Source organism: Verrucomicrobiia bacterium (genome assembly GCA_019634635.1).
Classification (GTDB): Bacteria; Verrucomicrobiota; Verrucomicrobiia; order Limisphaerales; family UBA9464; genus UBA9464.
Genome location: JAHCBB010000043.1, coordinates 1 through 20,479 on the forward strand (window position 1 = coordinate 1; position 20,479 = coordinate 20,479).

General features: G+C 64.5%; 16 protein-coding genes and 1 tRNA gene. 9 read left to right on the forward strand and 8 right to left on the reverse strand.

The genetic code is table 11. The annotated features are described in order from the left end of the window. The 5 genes from KF791_19005 to KF791_19025 form a co-directional block, all read right to left on the reverse strand. Nucleotides 1-1,080, reverse strand: a 1,080-nt coding sequence (locus tag KF791_19005) for a M1 family peptidase (protein ID MBX3734671.1), incomplete at its 3' end; no start/stop codon positions are given. A 201-nt stretch (nucleotides 1,081-1,281) separates the two neighbouring features. Then, the gene (locus KF791_19010) at nucleotides 1,282-3,063 is read right to left on the reverse strand and encodes a S9 family peptidase (GenBank protein MBX3734672.1); all 1,782 of its coding nucleotides are present in this window, start codon (nucleotides 3,061-3,063) and stop codon (nucleotides 1,282-1,284) included. A gap of 396 nt (nucleotides 3,064-3,459) precedes the next feature. After that, on the reverse strand, nucleotides 3,460-3,939 hold the full coding sequence (locus KF791_19015) for a hypothetical protein (protein ID MBX3734673.1): 480 nt from the start codon (nucleotides 3,937-3,939) through the stop codon (nucleotides 3,460-3,462). Nucleotides 3,940-4,133: 194 nt separating this feature from the next. Then, entirely contained in the window at nucleotides 4,134-5,516 is a 1,383-nt protein-coding gene (locus KF791_19020) for a transposase (GenBank protein ID MBX3734674.1), read from the reverse strand. Nucleotides 5,517-6,131: 615 nt separating this feature from the next. Further along, nucleotides 6,132-6,431 (reverse strand): hypothetical protein, encoded by a 300-nt coding sequence (locus KF791_19025; protein ID MBX3734675.1) that lies wholly within the window; start codon nucleotides 6,429-6,431, stop codon nucleotides 6,132-6,134. Nucleotides 6,432-6,909: 478 nt separating this feature from the next. Between KF791_19025 and KF791_19030 the strand changes: the two genes are divergently transcribed. From KF791_19030 to KF791_19050, 5 genes are all read left to right on the forward strand, one after another. Then, the gene (locus tag KF791_19030; GenBank protein ID MBX3734676.1) at nucleotides 6,910-7,314 is read left to right on the forward strand and encodes a hypothetical protein; all 405 of its coding nucleotides are present in this window, start codon (nucleotides 6,910-6,912) and stop codon (nucleotides 7,312-7,314) included. Nucleotides 7,315-7,431: 117 nt separating this feature from the next. After that, nucleotides 7,432-7,812: a hypothetical protein gene (locus tag KF791_19035; protein MBX3734677.1), complete on the forward strand. Its 381-nt coding sequence runs from the start codon at nucleotides 7,432-7,434 to the stop codon at nucleotides 7,810-7,812. A gap of 154 nt (nucleotides 7,813-7,966) precedes the next feature. Beyond that, nucleotides 7,967-8,155, forward strand: coding sequence for a hypothetical protein (locus KF791_19040; protein MBX3734678.1), 189 nt, complete (start codon nucleotides 7,967-7,969; stop codon nucleotides 8,153-8,155). A gap of 56 nt (nucleotides 8,156-8,211) precedes the next feature. Then, nucleotides 8,212-8,295, forward strand: a tRNA-Leu gene (locus KF791_19045). Between the two features lie 43 nt (nucleotides 8,296-8,338). Next, nucleotides 8,339-9,454 carry an alcohol dehydrogenase catalytic domain-containing protein gene (locus KF791_19050; GenBank protein ID MBX3734679.1) on the forward strand — a complete coding sequence of 372 codons (1,116 nt, stop codon included), beginning with the start codon at nucleotides 8,339-8,341 and terminating at the stop codon, nucleotides 9,452-9,454. Nucleotides 9,455-9,494: 40 nt separating this feature from the next. Here KF791_19050 and KF791_19055 read toward each other — a convergent pair whose 3' ends face one another. Next, on the reverse strand, nucleotides 9,495-10,301 hold the full coding sequence (locus KF791_19055) for a sugar phosphate isomerase/epimerase (protein MBX3734680.1): 807 nt from the start codon (nucleotides 10,299-10,301) through the stop codon (nucleotides 9,495-9,497). A 153-nt stretch (nucleotides 10,302-10,454) separates the two neighbouring features. On the opposite strand from KF791_19055, the gene KF791_19060 reads away from it, so the two are divergent. The 3 genes from KF791_19060 (at nucleotide 10,455) to KF791_19070 (ending at nucleotide 13,345) form a co-directional block, all read left to right on the forward strand. Further along, the gene (locus tag KF791_19060) at nucleotides 10,455-11,366 is read left to right on the forward strand and encodes a DNRLRE domain-containing protein (GenBank protein ID MBX3734681.1); all 912 of its coding nucleotides are present in this window, start codon (nucleotides 10,455-10,457) and stop codon (nucleotides 11,364-11,366) included. Nucleotides 11,367-11,437: 71 nt separating this feature from the next. Next, nucleotides 11,438-11,992, forward strand: a complete 555-nt coding sequence (locus KF791_19065) for an NAD(P)H-dependent oxidoreductase (protein ID MBX3734682.1) — start codon at nucleotides 11,438-11,440, stop codon at nucleotides 11,990-11,992. 27 nt (nucleotides 11,993-12,019) lie between these two features. Beyond that, the gene (locus tag KF791_19070) at nucleotides 12,020-13,345 is read left to right on the forward strand and encodes a spore maturation protein (protein MBX3734683.1); all 1,326 of its coding nucleotides are present in this window, start codon (nucleotides 12,020-12,022) and stop codon (nucleotides 13,343-13,345) included. Nucleotides 13,346-14,062: 717 nt separating this feature from the next. Here KF791_19070 and KF791_19075 read toward each other — a convergent pair. Then, entirely contained in the window at nucleotides 14,063-15,010 is a 948-nt protein-coding gene (locus KF791_19075) for a hypothetical protein (GenBank protein ID MBX3734684.1), read from the reverse strand. Nucleotides 15,011-15,493: 483 nt separating this feature from the next. Next, nucleotides 15,494-17,002: an ankyrin repeat domain-containing protein gene (locus tag KF791_19080; GenBank protein MBX3734685.1), complete on the reverse strand. Its 1,509-nt coding sequence runs from the start codon at nucleotides 17,000-17,002 to the stop codon at nucleotides 15,494-15,496. Between the two features lie 461 nt (nucleotides 17,003-17,463). Here KF791_19080 and KF791_19085 point away from each other — a divergent pair, with 461 nt between their 5' ends. Further along, complete coding sequence (locus tag KF791_19085) at nucleotides 17,464-20,367, forward strand: DUF748 domain-containing protein (protein ID MBX3734686.1); 2,904 nt, start codon at nucleotides 17,464-17,466, stop codon at nucleotides 20,365-20,367. The last annotated feature ends 112 nt before the right edge of the window (nucleotides 20,368-20,479 follow it).

A 20,479-nucleotide genomic window follows, 5' to 3' on the forward strand; every position in this document is an offset into this window, starting at 1 on the left:
GGGACAGGACAACAGTTCGGGGACGCCTCCCAAGTTACTGATAGGAGTTTGGTTTTGACGCTTCGCCGGGAGAATCGCCTTCACGGAGGGCTGGCTATCCACGGCGCGGGCGGACGCCCCGGACTCGTATTCCATGAGGTCGAAGCGAAGGTCGGGATACAACTGTCGCCCGATCTTGAAGGCCGCCCAGCTGGCGAACGCTTCATTCAGCCAGAGATCCTCCCACCACCTCATGGTCACCAGGTTCCCGAACCACTGGTGTGCCATCTCATGGGTGACGATGAGGACCAGGAGTCGCCGCTGTTCAATCGCCGCGTGCTTCTCGTCCAAGAGAAGCAGTCCTTCACGGTAGGTGATCGCTCCCACGTTCTCCATGGCGCCGGAGGCGAACGCAGGCACGGCGAGATGATCGAGCTTGGGATAGGGATGCGGGATGCCGAAGTACCGCTCCAGGGCGGCCAGGAGGGGGGGCGCATACCCGCGGGCCATCTCCGCCAGTCGTGCCTGTCCCGAGGGCGTCACGAGGCGTCCAGGTACGGATTGCCCCGGGATGTCCACGGTCTCGAATGGCCCGACCGCGAGGGCCACGAGGTAGGAGGGCATTGGCGGTGTGCGCCCGAACTCATGGGTGGTGGTTCCATCCCGGGACACCGTGTTGGCTATCGGCATGTTCCCCACGACCACGAGTCCCTCGGGCGCGGTGACGGTGATTCGCCAGGGAATCTTGAAACCAGGTTCATCCCAGCAAGGGAACGCCTGACGCGCGTCCATGGGTTCGAACTGCGTAACCAGATAGTTCTTCCCCCCGCTGATCGTCTTGTACAGCCCGGCGCCATCCCGGTTGAAGTTGTTGGTGAACGAGCACTCAAACGTGTGAACGCCGGTCGGAATCAGGCTGTCGGCCTGCGCCGTCACCCAACCTGCCGGATTGGTTGACACTGTCAGCGTGAGGTTCCCTCCGTTGAGCGAGGCGGGTCCCAAGTCCATGGAACGCGCGTGGAATCGAAAGCGATTCGTCGGAACGACAAACTCCAGTTCGACGCGGGTGAAGCCTGTGTAGGTGTTGGAGGCCGGATTCAAGCCCAGGTGGATCGACTGGGCGACGGGTCGGATTCGGGGATCCAATCGCCAAGGATCCTCCCAAGAGTTCTCAGCGACGGACGGAAGTCCCGTGGCTAGCCACCATGCCGCCATGACGCATGAAAGGCCTCGATCGTTGATGAAATTGGCTATTAACGCGGGAGTTGCCCGCGATGGAACCGGAGTGCTGTTCAAGGTGGTTTAGGGTTCGAGGTGCAGTTCGCGGTCGAGGAACTTGAGAATTCTTTGCCAGGCGGCCACCTCATTGACGCGCTTCGAAAAGCCGTGTCCTTCGTCGGGGAATACCAAGTACTCGACCGTCACCCCATTCTTCCGGACTGCTTCCACGATCTCATCGGACTCTGCCCTGACGACACGGGGATCATTGGCTCCTTGAATGACCAGGAGTGGTTTCCTGATGCGGCTTGCGTGGAAGAGAGGAGACATGGCCTTGAGCCGCTCACGATCCTTTTCCGGATGCCCCATCTCATGATACGCCGCCTCACGGACCGCCTCCCAATAGGGTGGCATGCTCTCCAGGGTGCGGATCCAGTTGGAGGGACCGAACACGTCCACTCCGGCATCAAAGACCTCGGGATGGAACGTCAGCGCGGCCAGCGTCATGTACCCTCCGTAGCTCCCGCCTACCACCGCAACCCGGCCAGTGTCCACGTAGGGCTGGCGGATCAGCCAAGCCTTTGCCTCCACGACGTCTCGAAGGGGTTCCTCGGCATGGCGGCGGTCATCGGCCCTGTTGAAGGCTCGGCCGTACCCGCTGCTTCCCCGGATGTTCACCCCCAGCACCACGTACCCGTGGTTGGCGAGGAATTGAGACAGCGAGAAATAGCCCTGACGCCACTGTCCACCGGGACCTCCGTTGAGCAGCACCACTGCAGGGGCGCGCTTCTTCGGCGATGCCTGGTGCGGCCGCCAAAGCATATTCGGAATAACCAGTCCGTCGGAGGCCTTGAACCGGACCACCTCGACCTCCACCAGGTCGTCGGGATCCACCGAAGGACTCAGGTTTCGGCTCAACGCCTTCGCCGTATTCGTGGCCAGGTCGATCTGCCACAGATCGCTCGGCGAACGGGCGCCATCGAGAAGGAAAGCCATCCGGTCCTCGCTCCGGGAGAAAGCGATGTTGTTCATCTCGCCCGCCGGCAGTTTTGGCCAATGGACGGTGCGTCCGGTCGCGGTCTCCACCATGCGGACCACCGTCCGACCGTCCTCGTTGATCCCCGAACAGCGATACCTTCCTCCCGGTAAAAACTGAACCCACTGCACGTCCCAGGAGGCCTTTTCCACGTCTTCATGGCGGCCCGACCGGAGATGATACCGACGCGCCCTCAGGAAATCCGATCCACCGTGGCTCACGTAATAGAGCCATTTTCCCGCTGGATCGAAACACTGTGGATACCCTGTTGTCTCGGGTGTTTCCGAGAGGTGCCGCATTTCGCCAGTCGGCAAATGCAGCAGATGCATGCCTGCTTCGGAGTAGGAGCGGATGGTGATCATCGATAGCCACTCGCCGTCTTCCGAGATGGGTCCAAATCCATACCCGACCTCGTCCTTGAAGATCATTCGCCGCCCGTATTCCCGGGCGCTGAATTCATACAGATCGTGGAACTGTCGGTTTCTCTCGTTCAAACGGACGAAGAACGCCTCACCGTCCCGGCGCCACCCCGCAAAGACCGCTTTCACACCTGGAATCGGCGTGAGATCCCGCTCCGATCCGTCGGTCTCGCAGACATAGAGGTGGTGGTTCTCATCACCTCCCGAATCCCGAAGAAAAAGGAATCGATCGTCGGCAGGGAAGGGGGAAACCACCCGAACCGGATCCTGAACGGAGAAAGTGAGCTGGGTCCGAGAGCCGTCGGTGACACTGAACGCGAAGGCATTGAAGACCCCGCTTTCGTCCGAGGAGCCCAGCAGGCGCTTCCCGTCGGCGAAGAAGGACACCCCGTAGAGGCGGGTGGTGTTCATGAACTCGGCCACGTCGTACTGACGACGTGGCCGCGGTTCCCTGCTGGACGATGCGGGACCGCTTGAGGTGCAGCCGGTGAGCAAGGTCAGCACCAGGAAGGTGAGCGTGGCGGCGGATGGAAGGTTCATGCGTTCGTCTCTCGGGGTGTCACTGCAACAGAATCAGTCCATCCGCGAGGGTGCCCCGCCAGATGGCGTAGTCGTGGCCGCCGTGAAACTCCTGATAAAAGACCTCGTAGCCCTTGCTACTGATAGGAGTTTGGTTTTGACGCTTCGCCGGGAGATTGGGTCTTCCCAAAAAGTCGACTAATTAGCATAACGGGTTGTAATAAGAAGCAGGTTTGTAATCTTTCTATCTTTTTATTTGAAACGATCTCTGTGCATTATACAAATTATTCAAAAGTATTGATTTATAAGCGATATTATACCTTCATCGCCTAAGACGTCAACTAAAGGTGAAAATGAAATTACCCCATACATTGAAATGTTACCTGTATATTTCGGAATCGCAGGATACTTGGCGTGTTCAAAGCTGTTTTTTTCAGTATCAAATATATAGAACTCACTATCTTTTTGTCTAACATTAGCAAAGTGACTATAATCTTTAAACCCAGTTCTATCCTGTATCTTTGCTAAATCTGCCGTAATTTGCATCGATCTTTCATTAAATTCCCACTTTGGTTTGTTATCACCTACGTACTTAGAAAGCGATATAATTGAGCTAGAATAATGAGACCCCTTTGATAAATCAACATAATATATAGTAGGAGCTGCTGACCATTTAAAATTAAGGTTAGTCAGTTCTTTAATCCCACAATTTAAACTGATAGGAGTTTGGTTTTGACGCTTCGCCGGGAGAGGGAGATTTGGTTCCACTGCCCCGAACTTAGGATCACTCCACCTCGCGCTTCGAGCGGTGTCAACTGCCAATTTTCGCCCGCGGCTAAGATTTTCCGAGACGGGAGCGGGTCGGGTGGCTGTCGAAGGTCGCCAGAGGGGGCGGGGATCCCAGTACACCACCCGATTCCAGCGTGTCGCTCGCAGACCGGCGTCCATCGGCTGAGCAGGCTTCAGTCGGTAAGGACGTTCTCGTAGTCCGGCATCGGGGAGGTTTCGATCAGAAATTCGCCGTCGTGGAGAGGCGCGGGATCGTCGCCGGAGGGGGCGGACGATGGGGACTCGGATTCCTCGTCCCTCCCTCTCGGTGGAGGTGGGGACCGGGCCGGAGCAAAGGTGGCGGGTCCACACCAGAGATTGAGATGGCGGAGGATTTTCTCGATGGCGACGGGCTCTTCGATCAGGGCGATGAAGCGCATCGCCTTGCCGCATTCGGGGCATTGGAGGGGATCGGTATGCCACGCCTGCCGGATGAGGTCCCGCCACTTGCGGGCGGGCAGCTTGGCCGGCGGTGGCGGGGAGCCCTTGGGCCAAGCCACCTTCGCGGCTGGATTGGCGCGGCTCCGGCAGCCGCAGCTCTTGTTCGAATACAGCCCGTAGTACCGGATCATCTGGGCACCCCGGTCGGGGATGTGCTGCGAGAGCGCCGCCAGGAAGTCCTCCGCGGCGAAGACCTCGAAGTTTCGGTGGATCTTGGGATTGAGCCGCGAGCGGTAGATCACCACGTCCCCGGGTTGTTCCAGGGTGATCTTGGCCGCGGAGAAGGGGTTGCGCAGGATGTACTGGCACAGTGCCTCCCGTTCGGCGCGATTTTCCGGGGGCACGCTCCGGGTGGCGTCCACGTTGAATCCGGTGTGCTTCCAGCCGCGCATGCGCTCGACCAGTTGCGGGGAGATTCGACGCAACCGGAGGAGTTCGGTGAAGATCCGGTCCCGAAAGACGGACTCCAGAATGCCGTGTGGGATCTCGGGAGCGGGGTACCACTGGCCCTCAGAATCCAGGAGGCCATCGGCCATCAGAGCATGGATGTGGGGGTGGAAGTCGAGGTACTCGCCGAAGGTGTGGAGGGTGAGGAGGAAGGCGGGGCGCCCGCGAGGCAATCCGAGGGCGGTGCGCAGGAGTTGGGTCAGCGTTTGCTGAGCGACGGTACAGAGGCGCCGGAGGAGGTTGCGATCCCGGCGGAAGAGGGGTCGCAGCAGTTTGGGCAGGGCGAGGACGACGTGTCGGTGGGGGACGGGCAGCAGGAGGTGATCCACCAGATGGGCGGCGGTCTGCAGGACCTTGCGTTGATGGCAGGAGGGGCAGAACCAGCGTCCCTTGCAGGAAAAGGCGACGAGGTATTCGAGGGCGCAGTGGTCGCAGCGGACGCGGGCGAAGCCGCGCTCAAGAATGCCGCATTGAAGGAACTTCCCGAAGACCTCAGAGACGACGGGGCGCAGGGGGCCCAGGCGGGGTTCATAGGCGTCGGGATAACGGTCCACGAAGGTGTCGTGGTGGCGCTGGACGCACTGCCACACCGGGGATTTGCGGGGGTTGCGGGACCGGTAGGTTTTCATGCCCGGCTTCCGGGGATTCGAACGTCCGGAAGCAAAGGGCAGTGGAACCGATTGCGGGAAGGCGGGGCATCGGCGGATTTGGGGATGCGAACCACCAAGATTCTCGCCCCGCGAGGCTTTGAAACCCAATTCCTGCCGCCGTGCATGGGCCACGTCTTTCGGGCGGCACGGGAGGCCGGAGGGCTCGTGGGGGTGGAGCCGGTCGAGCCGGTGGACACGATGCGGTCCGAGCAGCAACAAGGCACTGGAGCGAACAGCCGCCCCGCTTCGCCGTTCGAGAGTCGGGGGCTTCGGCGAAGCGCTCCGGTGGTCGAGAGTCACAGGCGTCATCACGGCGGGGCGGCTGTCGCTCAGTTCTGAGCCGAACAGGAGAACGACGATTACATGTCAGTTTCGATAAGCATGCTCCCGGTCCTGAATCTCGTCGCGGGCGCGTGGTCCGGTACGGGTTTGTGTCTCCATATCAGCGACTCAACCGCATGAGGGCGGAGCGGCAATCAACAGGCGTGCCCCACCCGCAGACCAGGGTTGCGTCGGCGCCGAGAATCTCCTGCGGGTCGCGACTTCGCGCCTGGCGGACCAGCAGCGGCACGATGGCGGAGGCATCCCGGAACTTCACCGACCTTCCTCCCGCTCCGCCCGGAGCGAGGCCACGATGTCGCCGCCGCGCCGGCGTTGCGGCCAGGGCAGGTCGTCCATCGCTTCCATGTCCAAGCGATGGCGGGCGAGCCGGATCAATCCGCGACGCACCAGGTCTTCCTGCCAGGGCCAGCCCTGACCGGAGTGCTCCCCGACAGCCTCGGGACGGGCCGCCGGCTGTTGACGATCCACGATCAGAATCGTCCCGCCCTCGCGAACGCGGGCGAGCAATTCGCCCGGATGATTGCGGCTATAGGACACATTGGCTTGATGCATGACGCCCGATGGTGCGTCTCGAGATGTCGCATCAATCTGTCGGTCCTGCGTTTGCTGCGGGTTGCAGGGCCTGCAAAAATGGATCGTCAGCCGGGTTGATGGGTGGTAGAAAGGCCGGTGTGGGAAGGCCAGCACCCAGCGCGTGCGCATCGGCCGGCGACGGCAGCCGGTTTGCCACCACGCATTGGAGCGTGGTGCTGGCCGCGGCGGACCCGGCGACGGCGGAATCACGGTCGGCGTTTGGCGCATTATATGGGGCGTACAGCCAGCCGTTGTATGGCTTTGTGCGGCGGTGCGGTCATCCGCCGGCGGACGCTCAGGATCTGCTGCATGATTTTTTTTCGCGCTGCTCGCCAGGAACTCCCTTCAGTCCGTCGTCCGCGAGCGCGGCCGGTTTCGCGCCTTCCTCCTCGGCGCGCTCCGGCATTTCCTCGCCAACAACTGGCACCGAAGCCAGCGCGCCAAGCGCGGCGGGGCGATGAACATCCTTTCGCTCGACCAGTTGCTGGCCGGCGCGGAGCTGCGGTTGCAGGTGGCGGCCACGGCCGGCCCGGATGCGGAGGTGCTGTTCGACCGCGACTGGGCGCACGCGCTCCTCGCCCGCGTGATGCAGGCCCTGCGGGAGGAGTGGGCGGCCGCGGGGCGGGCGGATCAATTTGCCCGACTGCGCGTTTACCTGGCCCGGCCGGGCGATGCCGCGAGTTATCAGAATTCCGGCATCGTGCTCGGCATGAATGCAGGCGCCGTCAAGGTGGCTGTGCATCGCCTGCGCCAGCGCTTTCGGGAACTGCTGCACCGCGAAGTGGCCGACACCGTCGGGCCGGCCGGCGATGTCGAGGACGAGTTGCGCCATCTCGTCAACGTGCTGCGGCAGGAGGCCTGACCGGGCGCGGTGCCGGCGGCAGGGCGGGATTGCTGTCGCCGCATCTGCGCACGGGGCGACCCAAGCGCCGCCACCCCTACCGGTGGCTGTAACCGGCCGACGGAAAACTGTCATCTCATGAGGAATCTCGTGCCGACAACCGACCAGTCCCACTGCGAAACCTGTGGCCGCAAGTTGTCCACCGGCGGGGTCGATGGGTTGTGCGAGCTTTGCCTGCTCGAGTCCGGTCTGCGGGGCTACGACGAGGAGGATGGCGGGCCGGTTCTCCGCGACCGCTGGCGAACCATTGGCGACTACGAACTCATCGCCGAGATCGCGCGCGGCGGCATGGGCGTCGTCTATCGCGCCCGGCAGGCCAGCCTTGACCGCGAAGTCGCGCTCAAAATGATCCTCGTCGGCCACTGGGCGGGTGCCGCGCGGATCGACCGGTTTCGCCTCGAAGCCCGCGCCAGCGCCCGGCTCGATCATCCCAACATCGTGCCGACCTTTGATCTTTGAACCTGTCACTTTAACCCACGCGCGCCTACATTGATGCCGTCACCGGGCGCTACCACGAATACCTCGGCACTCCTGAACACCGTGGCTTGGGCCGGCGTTGACCCACGGGCCGGGCTCCGGTAGGACTGACCCCGCAACATTTTCCTGTCCCTCCATGAATTCCTTCCCCCTTGCCAAAATCGTCCTCGGCCTCGTCGCCATCCTTGCGGTGGCCACAACCGGGTGCAGTTCGGGTGGGCCCACCATTCCGCCAAGCTGGTACGATTCCGCCTTCGACAAGCATGGCGGTCCCGACGCCAGCCCGACGCCGTACTCCGCCCCCACCGCGGAACCCGGGAACTGAGCGTCGGGGTCTGCGGGCCGTTCGGGAATCGGATTCCCTGCGGTTTCCCTTCAAACGTGGGCGTGGCGGAATGGCAGACGCGCCAGACTTAGGATCTGGTTCCTCACGGAGTGGAGGTTCAAGTCCTCTCGCCCACACCAAGGATCCATGCCACCCGGGATCCCCGTTCCCATTGAAGCGCTCATGCGACGGCACGCGAACCGCCGGACCGCCCCGGACCGGGTGCCGGACCGGATGCGTGCGCTGGTGTATCGCGGGGTGGACGATCTGCGCGTCGAATCGCTGCCGGTGCCCCGGATTGCATCCGGCGAGGTGCTGGTCCGGGTCGCGGCATGCGGGGTTTGCCCCACGGACATCAAGAAGATCCGGCTGGGGACCGTGCCGCCCCCCCGCGTATTCGGACACGAGATGGCGGGAACCATTGTCCGGGCCGGGGCCCGGGTCCGGGGTTTCCAAGAGCGCGACCGGGTGGCAATGCACCACCATGTGCCCTGCGGACACTGTCACTTCTGCCAGCGTCGTGCGTTCGCGCAGTGTCCCACGTATCTGAAAACCGGAGTAACCGCCGGATTTGAACCGGCCGGTGGGGGTTATTCGGAGTATGTCAGGGTTCTCCCCTTTTGCATTCCCGGGCTCGTTCGGATTCCACGGCGAAATTCGTTCGCCGAGGCGGCCATGCTGGAACCGGTCAACACGGTGCTCAAGGGCGTCCGTCTGCTGGGCGTCCACCCCGGTGACGAGGTGCTGGTGGTGGGCCAGGGACCCATCGGACTGCTCTTCAACCGGTTGCTGACACTGGCGGGCGCCGGTGTCACGGGATGTGATCCGCTGCCGCATCGGGCACGCCTGGGCCGACGCTTCGGAGCGGTCCGGTGCTTCGCGTCAGTCGAGGAGGCCGCCGGGGTGGTGCCTCGCATCACGCGCGGACGCGGCCTGGATGCGGTGGTCCTGACCGTCCCCAGCAACCCGGCGTTTGCCGAGGGGCACCGCCTGGTCCGGGGCGGTGGCACGACGCTGGTTTTTGGCCACACCGTACGGGGTTCGGACGTACCGGTGGACCTGGGTCGGGTCTGCGTGGACGAACAACGGATCCTGGGAAGCTATTCTGCAGACGTTCAACTGCAGCGGACCGTGGCCCGACTGGTGTTTGGCCGCCAGTTGGATGTCCGCCCGCTGATCTCGCACCGCTTCCCCCTCGCGAAGGCCGCCGAAGCGATCGCCCTCGCCGCGTCACCTTCCGGCGACATGCTCAAGCTGCTGGTCGAGCCGCAGGCGGACGGAAGTGCCGGAGCCACCTGAAGTGGCGGCCGCCCGCGCAGAATCAAGGCCGGGCGGCCGGTCAACGATTCTCGCCGGCCACAAAGGATTTGGCCCGCGACACAAACTCGGCCGGGTCCCGGGCAAATTCATTGCTATCGGTCTCAATGGCGAGAATGCCGCTCCATCCGGACTTCTGCAGCTCTTCGAGCAAACCCATCAGGTTCCCCTGCCCCTCACCGATGTGGGTGTCCATGGCCACATCGTCACCCTGGGTTTTCTCCACCTTCTTGTCCTTGAGATGAATATCGAAGACCCGTCCCTTGTAATCGCGAAACACCGCGGCGGGCTGCATCCCGGTGGAAGTAATCCAGCCGGCGTCCATGCACACACCCATCCGCGGGTCGCGGTGCATCAGCAGCGTACGGACCACCAGCGGGTTGCCATAAAGGCTGCGCATTCCGTGATTGTGGATGGCCACACGAATGTCGTACTCGCGCGCCAACTCTTCGAGGTTGTCGAGGATCTTGAAATCCCCGGGCTCCACAATGATGAGGGAGATGCCCATGTCCTTCGCGAACTCGAAAAGCCTCCGATTCTTCTCCTTGTCCAGGGACGTGCCGGCCACGCCGAAGGTGTAGGCCCGCAATCCGTTGGCCTCGAGCACCTCCTTCTTCTTCAGGTACTCCTCACGCGGCGATTCGGGGTCAATGTGCTTCCCGATGACCTGGAGGTTGGTGATGCCGTGCCGGACCGCGAACGCCACCATCTGATCAAAGTCCATGTTCCGGAGGGTCCACGTCTGCAGGCCGAGTTGACCGCTGAGGTCGGCGGCAGCCAGAGGCAACAGGGTGAGCAAGAGGGTGGCGAGGCGGGGCGTCCATTTCATGGTGATGCCGGCAGGTTGTAATTCGGAACTCCCCGCGGCAAGCCCGATCCGCGGTCTGCGGGTCCTCCGGCGTCCGATCCCACCTGGGCGGCAGGGCCACGCATCGCGGAATTTGGACGTGCGGCCATCCTTGGACGGGTCCACGGTTGCCGCATGCAGTGGTTCCGATGCGTTCCGACGCTGCTTCTGACCGCGGGACTTCAGGCCGACACTCTGACCCTGTCCCCGGATGCTGACACGGCCATGCTGTCGCTGAATCCGCAAAACAACTATGGGGGATTGATGACCGTGCCCGTCGGGCCGGTCGCCCGGGCGGGTCATGTGGCGCGGGCGCTGTTCCGGTTTGATGTGGCCGGCAGCCTGCCGGCAGGGGCCGTGGTCACCAACGTCACGCTGCGGTTTCAGGTCTCCCGCGAATCCTCGACCGGGCCCGCAGACATTGCGGCCCTGCATCGGATGCGCGTGGACTGGGCGGAAGGTTCCAAGACGAACCCCAACCACGGATCCGCCGCATCGGCCGGGGAATCCAACTGGCAATCCCGACGGTCCGGCATCGCGGATTGGGCCGGCCCCGGCGGAGCGGCGGGAACCGACTTTGAGTCCAGCCCGGGCGCCACCGCAGCCTGGGACGGTCCGGGGGCCTACACGTTCGGCCCGACCGACGCCCTGATTGCGGACGTCCAGTCCTGGCTGGATCAACCGGGCGCCAATCACGGCTGGATGCTCAAGAGCCTTGGGGAGTCAACCACCGGAGCCGCAAAGCGCGTGGTGACACGGGAAGGCACGCAGACCCAACGTCCCGCCCTGGTCATCGGCTTCACCGTGCCTGCGGTGTTCCAGCCGTCCCTGGAGCCGCCGGTCATCGCCGGGACAGACCTCGAACTGCGCTACGCATTGGAACCCGGGTTTGCCTACGAATTGCGGGGATTTCCAGAGCCCGGTGCCGCATTCCAGGTGTTGACCAATCACACGGTCAAGTTCACGGCCGAGAACGCATTGTTCCTGGACCCGCTGACCGCGCCACGGCGGTTCTACCAACTGGTGATCACCGGCCAGGTGGATTGAGGCGGGACGCCCCCGGCCCCGCCACTCCACGGCTTGCCACCACCTTGGGGCCGCCCCAGCATCCGCGGTGTATGATCCTGCTGATTTCGGGAACCAATCGTCCGGGAAGCAACACCCGGCACATTGTCAGCCATCTCGACACGCTGTACGCGGAACTGGGTTTCCCTCACCGCGTCCTCGACCTCGCCGACCTGCCACCCGGGCTTTTCGAGCCGGCCGCCTACGCCGCGAAACCGCGAGGCTTCCAGCCCTTTGCCGATGCGGTGGTGTCCGCCACCGGACTGCACGTGGTGACGCCTGAGTACAACGGTGGCATGCCCGGGGTGCTGAAGTACTTCATTGACCACCTCAAGTTCCCCGAAAGCTTCGAGCGGAAGCCGGTATGCTTCACCGGGGTGGCCGCCGGAATGTGGGGCGCCCTGCGCCCGGTGGAACAACTTCAGGCCGTGTTTGGCTATCGCAACGCCCACCTGTATCCCGAGCGGGTGTTCATCGCCGCCGTCGGCGGGCAGCTGGACGAACAAGGCCGACTTAAGGACCCCGAACTGGTGGCGCGACTGAGGCACCAGGCGGAAGGATTCGCGGCCTTCGTGAAGCGGTTCGCCGATGACGGGCTTCCATCCTGATCCGCAGCCCCCCAATCCCCGGTCCGCGTGCTGAACGTCCTCTGGCTTGGACTGCTGCTCACGGCCGTGCTGGTCGGCGGCTTCTCCGGGCGGCTGGCCGGGGTCACTGACGCAGGCATCCGCGCCGCCGAGACCGCCGTCACGCTGTCCCTGGGACTGATCGGCGTCATGTCCCTGTGGCTGGGCCTGATGCGCCTCGCCGAACGGGCGGGCTTGGTCACGCTGCTCGCCCGCGGGCTGCGTCCGGTGCTTCGCCGCCTGTTTCCCGACGTCCCGATGGAGCATCCGGCCATGGGTTCCATGCTGCTGAACATCGCCGCCAACATGCTCGGACTGACCAATGCAGCGACGCCATTGGGCCTGAAGGCCATGCGAGACCTGGAGACCCTGAACCCGCACCCGGGCACCGCCACCAATGCCATGTGCACCTTTCTCGCCATCAACACCGGGTCTCCACAACTGCTTCCGGTGACCGCCATCGCCCTGTTTGCAGCCGCAGGCGCCAGGGAACCCGCAGCCATCGTGGGCACGACCCTGATCGCAACCTCGGTGTCATCCGCAGCCGGACTTCTGGCGGCGAAGTGGATGGAACGATGGCGTCTGTTCCGGTTGCCGGAGACGCTGTCATCCGTCGCGCAACCTGCGGCAGGTGGCGGGGCGCCGGTACCCATAACTCCGCCGATCCCCAAGGAGACCCCGGCATCCCTCCGCCCCCTTGGAGCCACGGGGTGCCTCGTGCTGGGTGTCTTCGGCGCCGCGTTCGGATGGTTTGCCTACCGGCTGATCACCACGCCGGGTGCGGAGCCGTGGACGTCGCCGGGGGCTCGTGCCATCCACGCAATCTCGGTGCTCGCCGTGCCCTTTTTGATTGCATTCTTTCCCCTGTACGCGGCCCTCAGACGGGTGGTCGTGTATGACGTGTTCATTGAGGGGGCACGGGAAGGGTTCGGGGTCGCGGTGACCATCATCCCGTATCTGGTCGGCATGCTGGTGGCGATTGGCATGCTGCGCGGGGCCGGCGTGCTTGAACTGCTGGGCCGATGGACCGCCCCCTTCCTGGCCGTGCTTGGCATTCCGTCCGACGTGCTGCCCTTGGCCCTGATGCGACCGCTCTCGGGCAGTGGATCGCTCGCCGCCCTCGGCGATCTGATCCGGGAGGCCGGTCCCGACAGCCTTGCCGCCCGCATGGGCGGCACCCTCTTTGGCAGCACGGAGACCACGTTCTACGTCATCGCCGTCTATTTTGGCGCGGTCGGCATCCGGCGGGTCCGCCATGCCCTGGCGGCGGGGCTCATCGCCGATGCCGCCGGACTTCTGGCGGCAGTCCACGTGTGCCGATGGGTGTTCGGCTAGCCCGCCAGCCTTATGCCCGACCCGCCCCATGGCCCCCGGAAGAAGGACGCACGGTGGGGATCAAGGCCCCGACCAGGTCACAGTGTCCGTGGAACCGCCGAGACCTGCTTTCACCGTCAGCTGCGCTGCCCGATGGCGGCCCGAACCGTGGCCCTGGTGGACAACTGGTGGAGCCTGTTCGTGGCCTGCGCGCAGCCGGCCCTTGCTGCTGTGTGCGGTGGGGAGGGTCGTGGAGTCCGGCCGCCAGCTGACCATCCAGCTGACCAGCACCCATGGCGATGCGGCCCAGGCGCAGCGACTCTTGAGCGGACTGAGCCTGTTCTTAAGCGGGCTGAAGCATACTGCGGAGCCGTTGACCCCCCAAGCGTGCTGGGAACGCATCTGGGAGCGGATTTTGGCCCCTTGGCTGCGGCCGCAGGCCTTGCTCGGCGCCCCGAGCGGATGACTCAGCGCCCCGGAGCCTCCTCACACCGATTCATCCCACCGCCAAGCCGCTCCAATTATCGCCGGCTACGGCGCAGCCTGTTCTCAACTGCCGTTTCTAGCGTAAATCCTTTGGTCACGTTACAGCTGAAGCTTCGAGGTGCGGGCGGACGAATGGGCCATGGTGGACTTCGACAACAAGCATGGCGCACGGAAGGACAAGTCCCTGGTTGACAAGACGCTGGCCGAACCTGCCCTGCCGAACCAAGCCGACCTGCTGCGGCGAGGCGGAAGTTATCCCGGCTTCCGAATCACTCGCCGCGGCGTCTGCACCTTGCCACGGCCCTCGGTCTTCCGGGTGACGACCGCCCCGGAGTCGCCGCGGGCACCGGCCGGCGGACGACATGAAAAGCCGGGAAATCGCGCGCCCCCCGGCGCCGCGAAGATGCCGCGCGCGGCCACCGTTGCGCGGATGGGCCCGCTGGTCCGCCCAGACCCTTCGACACGATCGTTGACAGCTGCCTGCGCCACGCTGCCGGCCTGCGGCATTGCCGCCTCCACTTGGGCCAAGGCATGCGCCACATCCATATACAAGACCCGTTGCGGGAGACCGGCCGGCCCTGCCTCCACCACGCCCGCCAAGAGCAGGCCGACCGCTGGATTCGCCGGAGACGGTTGCGGGCTGTCGTGCGGACTGGGATCAACGTCGGCCGCCTTGTCCGGAGCAACGAGGGCGACGTCGTGGCGCCGCCCAGCCGGACCGACTCGATAGGGATTCGCCGCAACCGTGCCAATCCGTTGGGCATTCGCCTGGTCCCTCCGGCCCGGCTGGGTAACGATCGAATTCCGCCGGCCGAGCACATGACCCGCGGTGATCCCGCGCGGAGCGCCGCCCGCAACCACGCGCGCGCCATAAGTGCCCGCATTGCGTGGCGCGGCCTGACGGCCAATCGACGCCCCCGGGCGCATCGGCCGCTCGCGGGCGGTGTGCGCCTGCCACAACTCGACGCGGCCGGTCTCCACAAGAAGTGGCACCGACCCCTCCGCGGTCCTGAGCTGATCGGGCAACAGACCGGCGCGGAGCGCGGCCTTCACCGGCGCTGCATCCTCGGCCCAGATGCGCACGACGACGGCACCCGAGTCGTCCAGTCCGGCCTCGAGTGCAAAGACGCCTGCGATAGAGAAAGCCTTCGGCTCAATGCCCGCCAACGCGGCCAAAACCGCCTCGAGTTCCACTGCCATGCTTGGTCCTTTCGCTTCGCCGGGCGGGAGAGATTGTGATCCAAACCACCCCAGCTCGGCTGTGGTGAACAACGGTGCGCCCCTTGTCAATGCCAATTTCGGGTCGGATTCGAAGTCCCACCCAGGCTTCTCAGGGCGATCTCAGATGAAATGTCCCGCGGCGCTTCGGAGCCCGCGACCGCTGGAGGAGGCTGAATGACTTTGGACGATCTCTGCAGCAGTCGGAAACAACTGGGAACCACCAAAATTTATTGTGTCATCCATGGTCCGTCGTCCATCGCCTGGAGCGGGCTTTAATCGGCATGGACGTTTTCGGGATCCGGCAACGGTGAGAATTCGATCACGAACTCCCCGTCATGAAGGAAGGCGAGGGGCGTTAAATTGAAGGACGGAGAGGGACGGAGACCTGAGACGTCAGACCGAAGCGGGCCCTCAATTGGGCAGGGGCGTACGGAGGAACAAGTCCCCGGCGGAACCCTCGGGCTATTTGCCGTGTCGGCGCAGGACTTCCTGCACGGCCTCGCTGCCGGCGCCCCCTTCCCTGGGCCGCTGCGCACCGGCGTTGAGCAGCAGCTCAACCACGGCGGGATAATCCCCTGTCCGGCAATTCCAGCCATGGACCGAACCATGGATCGCCCAGCCGAGCGGTGTCGCGTGAAAGTCGGCATCCAAAAGTTCGAGGGACGGATGGTAATGGAGAATTTCGCGGACCATCTCCGCGTTTCCGTGAAACGCGGCCCAGTGCAGCGGTGCGCCGCGATGCTGACCGGTGGCATCCACCGGCAACCCGGCCGCAAGCATCACGCGGACGGCCCCGGATTGATTGTTCCGCGCAGCGTGGGCGACCTGACGGAGATGTTCCGCGGACAGCCTGCCGACGAGGCCGGTGTGGCCCGCAAGCAGGGACTTCACCGCCGGTTCGTCTCCTGCCCAACAGGCAGCGATCAATTGCACCTCGACGGGACTGCGCTCCATGAGCAGGCGGAAGACCTCGACATGGCCGAACTGCCGGGCAACGTCGTGCGCGGAGACATGCCAGCCCAGCGTCCACTGGTAGATCGTTCCGCCGGACCGGGGATGGACCTTTGGAAAATGCTCATCGCTGACCCGCAGATGGATGCATTCAGGATCGGCGTCCAGATGGTGACGAACGAGTGCGGCATCCCCCAGGGCGGCGGCGAGCAGAAGGTCCGACTGGCAGCCACGCTGGACCAGGAAGCGGACGATTTCCTGCCGGTCGCGGATCATGTGCTGGGCGGGAGTGGATTCGTGATCCACGTCCCGTGCATCCATGTCGGCTCCCTGATCCAAAAGGAACTTTGCGATTTCCACGGTGCCGGCGAAATGCAGCGGCGTCTGGCCGTCGCCGCCGCGCGCGTGGACCCGCTTCGGATCGGCGGCGATGAGTTCGCGAAGCGAATCCATCATGCCCAACCGGGCCGCCGCGTGGACATCCACGGTTGCGCCGCGCCGGATCGCGTAGGCCGCGAGATCCGGATCCGCCAGGTCCAGGAGACCAAAGCCACCCGCCCACCAGCGACTTCGCGCATTCAGATCCGCGCCCGCTTCGAGAAAAACATCGTGCATTTCACGCGTGCGCACCTGCGTGATCGCCGGCGCATCGAATGCAGCCACCGGGTCGTTGATCCTCCCCTTGTACTGGGGAAACCGCTCGAACAATTCCCGGATCATGGCGGCGTCATGGTCCACGAACGCCTGCTTGAACAACTCGTGTGGAGGCTCCGTTTTGAGGCGGATGCGGACCACGTGCTCCTTGAGCTGCGCCCAGGAGGCAAAACCATACTCGCGGGCGATCACCCGTTGTGCATCACCCAATGAGCAGGAATCCCGGCTGATCTTTGAGGGATTCGGGTGATGTTCCCGGAACCGCTGAAGTCCGGCGGGATCGCCAGCCTTCAGAAATTTGAGGAGGTCCTTCGCCTGATGCTTGAGGTGCTCAAGATTGGGCTGCGAGGGCAGAGATTTGGACATGAAACCTTTCTGCTATCGCCTGAGGTCCGCGACGCAGGCAGCATCAAGGTTCTGGTGGCACCGACAACAGCAGGTAGGCTCAGCCTTTTCCGCGGACCCGGATGCGTCCTGAACGCGTCCCAAGCCCGCCACGCTTCGCGCGGCCTGTCAACTGCGCCGGCGGGCCGGCCCGTCGTTCTCGATTTGCAGGAGTGGCTCGTCGGCGGAGGGCCGTGAGGGTGTCGAAGGATGGTCCGGCGGCAAACCGGTTGAAGTGCGTCAAGGCTTGCGCCCGGCCAACTGCGCCCTCCGCCAAGCTCAGGCCAAGGGCAGGCGGCCTTTCCGGAAAATGAACGCTGCTGCACGAGGCGCAGCTCGACTTTCCACCAACCCGATCCAAAGTCTGAAAGTCCGCTTCGCGATTGGACGAGGACGTACCCTGCCCATCCCTTGAAATCCGACCGCCCCAGCCCGACCTCCCGGTGAAACCTCCCGCACGCCGTCCCAGGTCCTGGCACCGGACGCCGGCCGCCCGGTGGCTGCTCGCTGCCGTGTTGTTGCTCGGCATCTACGCCATCGCCGGGTTCTGGATCGCTCCCCGGGTGATCACCTCCGAACTGCTCAAGCGCCTGCCTCCACGGACCCACCGGGAGGTCTCCGTCGGGCGGATCCAGGTCAACCCGTTCCGGCTCACCCTGACGGTGTCGAACCTCAACCTCACGGAGCCCGGCGGACAGCCCTTTGCCTCGCTCGACCGGTTTCATGCGGACCTCGAGGCCGCCTCCCTGTGGAGGGACGGCCTCTCCCTGAGCGAAGTGGAACTGGTGCGTCCCGTGCTCACTTTGGAACGCGGAGAAAACGGCGGGTTCAACTTTGGCAATCTGCTGAACGACTCGGGAACACCGGATCCAGGCGCTGCGGCCGGCGAAATGCCCGGGATCACCATTCGAGACTTTCGGATTGAGGAGGGCCGCGTTGTCCTGCGGGACCGCGCCATCCCCGGCGGCTTCGAGAAGGTTCTTGATGCGGTCACCGCCGCGTTCACCAACCTCACCACCCGCAACGCGGAAACGGCTGCCGGGCGGCTGAGGATCTTGACCCGCTCCGGTGAGCGGATCGCGTGGGAGGGTCGGGCCGGCCTGAGCCCTCCGACGGCCGACGGCCGGCTTTCCATCGGACCGATCCCCATCCCGGTGCATGGTCCCTATCTAAACCTGGCGACTCCAGCCCGGGTGGTCTCCGGCACCCTCGAACTGGAGGGCGACTTCACGGCGATCGTTGCGCCCGGGGGAACCGATCTTGTCGTCAGCAACAGCCGGGTGGCTCTCGCGGACCTCGCGTTTCAACTCCCGGGTGCCACCGGCACCAACCTGCTCCTTTCAGAATTGGTGATCGGCGGAATCGAAGCCGGGCTTGCGCAGGAGCGCCTGCGAATCGGCCGGATCCAGGCAACCGACGGCACCCTGGCCCTGGAGCGAAAATCCGATGGATCGGTGGATATCGCCGAGGCGATCCGACCGGAGTTTGTGGAAGCCATGGTCCAGGAGATCTACGACCTGGCGGAGAAATGGACCGTGGAACTTCCGGAACTCGCAGTGGACCGATTGAATCTCCGGTGGGGGGATCTCAGCACCGAAATCCCGGTGCACCTTTCCGCGCAGGTGGAGCGATTGGTGCTTCGTGGAGTCTCCAATCGGACCAACGACCCGGTCTCGCTCGAGGCCGCCGCACGATGGGGGGAGACCGGCACCTTGGTGCTCGGCGCCGAGGGTACCCTGCTTCCGGCGTCCGCCACTGCGGAGATCACCTTCGAGGGCGTGCGCCTGCCCCTGCTGCAATCCTACGTGGGGGAACTGGTCCATCTCGATGTCCGCAGCGGCATCGCCAACGGACGCTGGACCGTGCGCTACAACCGCCAACCGGGCGGGCCCCTGATCACCGCATCCGGTGGCACGGCAATCCAGGAGTTCCTCGCATTTGACACCCAGGCGCACCGCGACTTCCTCAAGTGGGACGCCCTGGAAATCCGGGGAGTTCGGGGCGCCTGGGAGCCGGCCGCGGTGTCGGTGGAGGAAGTCCGACTGGAGGCGCCCGCCACCAGCCTGGTCCTCATGACCAACGGCCAGTTCAACCTGCTCTCCCTGATGCGAACGAACCCGGTGGCGGTACCACCCGCCGGGCCAGCGACGACCGACCGGGAGCCCTCCCTGAACGGCCTGACGGCGCGCGTGGATCGTATCGTCGCGACCCATGGCGTCCTCTATGCCGCCGACGACAGCATTCCCGGCCAGTTCACGACCCGCCTCCAGGGTATCTCGGCAGTGCTGACCAACATCACCTGGCCGGAATTCGGCAGGACGGGCGTGGACGTCCGGGGATTCGTCGGCGCGCGCGCCCCATTTTCGCTCCAGGGTTGGCTCGTCGCCGATCCGAAACTCCCGGTGCTCGACCTGCGGGTCACGACGACCAACGCCGATCTGGTTCCCTTCACGCCCTACGCGATCCGGTTTGCCGGCCTTCCCCTGCGCAATGGGCGGATCACCGCCGACGTCGCCTACCGGGTCGAGGGGCGCGAGGTTCACGGGGAGAATCTGCTGATTGTGGATGACATCGGACTTGGCGCACGGGCATCCACCGCTCCCCTGCTCGATCTCCCGTGGCGCCTGGGCATCGCCCTCCTGAAGGATGGCGACGGGCGGATCACCCTCGACATCCCGGTGCGCGGCAGCCTCGACGATCCGGATTTCGGCGTGCGGAAGGTGATCTGGCAGGCGGTCAAGGGACTGTTCGTCAAGGCCGCGACGGCCCCGTTCAAGTTGCTGGGCTCCCTGTTTGGAGGCAGTGAGGGCGACGGAGAGGCCCTGCAACGAATCGCCTTTGATCCCGGTGAGATCCAACTGACCGCCGACGCCACCAATCGCCTCGCCAGGTTGGTGATGGCGCTCAACAAGCGTCCGGAACTGCTGCTGACCCTGCGGGCCGGGGCGTCGGACGACGACGCCAATGCCCTCTCCCAGCGCAAATTCGAAGCGGCACTGGATGCCGTGTCGGAGGCGGAGAGCAGGGCTCGGGATGACACCCCGGACGGGGCCGTTCCCGCGTTGACCCGGCTCTTCCAGCAGACCCTGGGTCCCGGGTCTGACCCCTCCAGCGCCGTCGCGGCGGCAGAGGCGCCCACGACGCCGGAGATGGAACGACGGCTCCGCGACCACTTTGTGGCAGACGCCGGGGAATTGGAGCGGCTGCGTGCCGACCGGATCGCCGCGGTGGAGCAATGGTTCCTCGACGTCGGACGTCTACCGGCGGACCGGATCGCACCGCCGGAACCCTCCGATACCCCGCCGGCTGCGCTGTCGGAATCCGTGGTGGAGTTCTCGCTCGAGTAGCGTTGGGGCAGCGGGAACCACTCCGATGCGATCCGTTGAAACCGGCACGATGAATCGTGGGTGCTTTTCCTGACCCGCGGCCGGGTGCCGGCGGTCTCGACGATTTGACGAG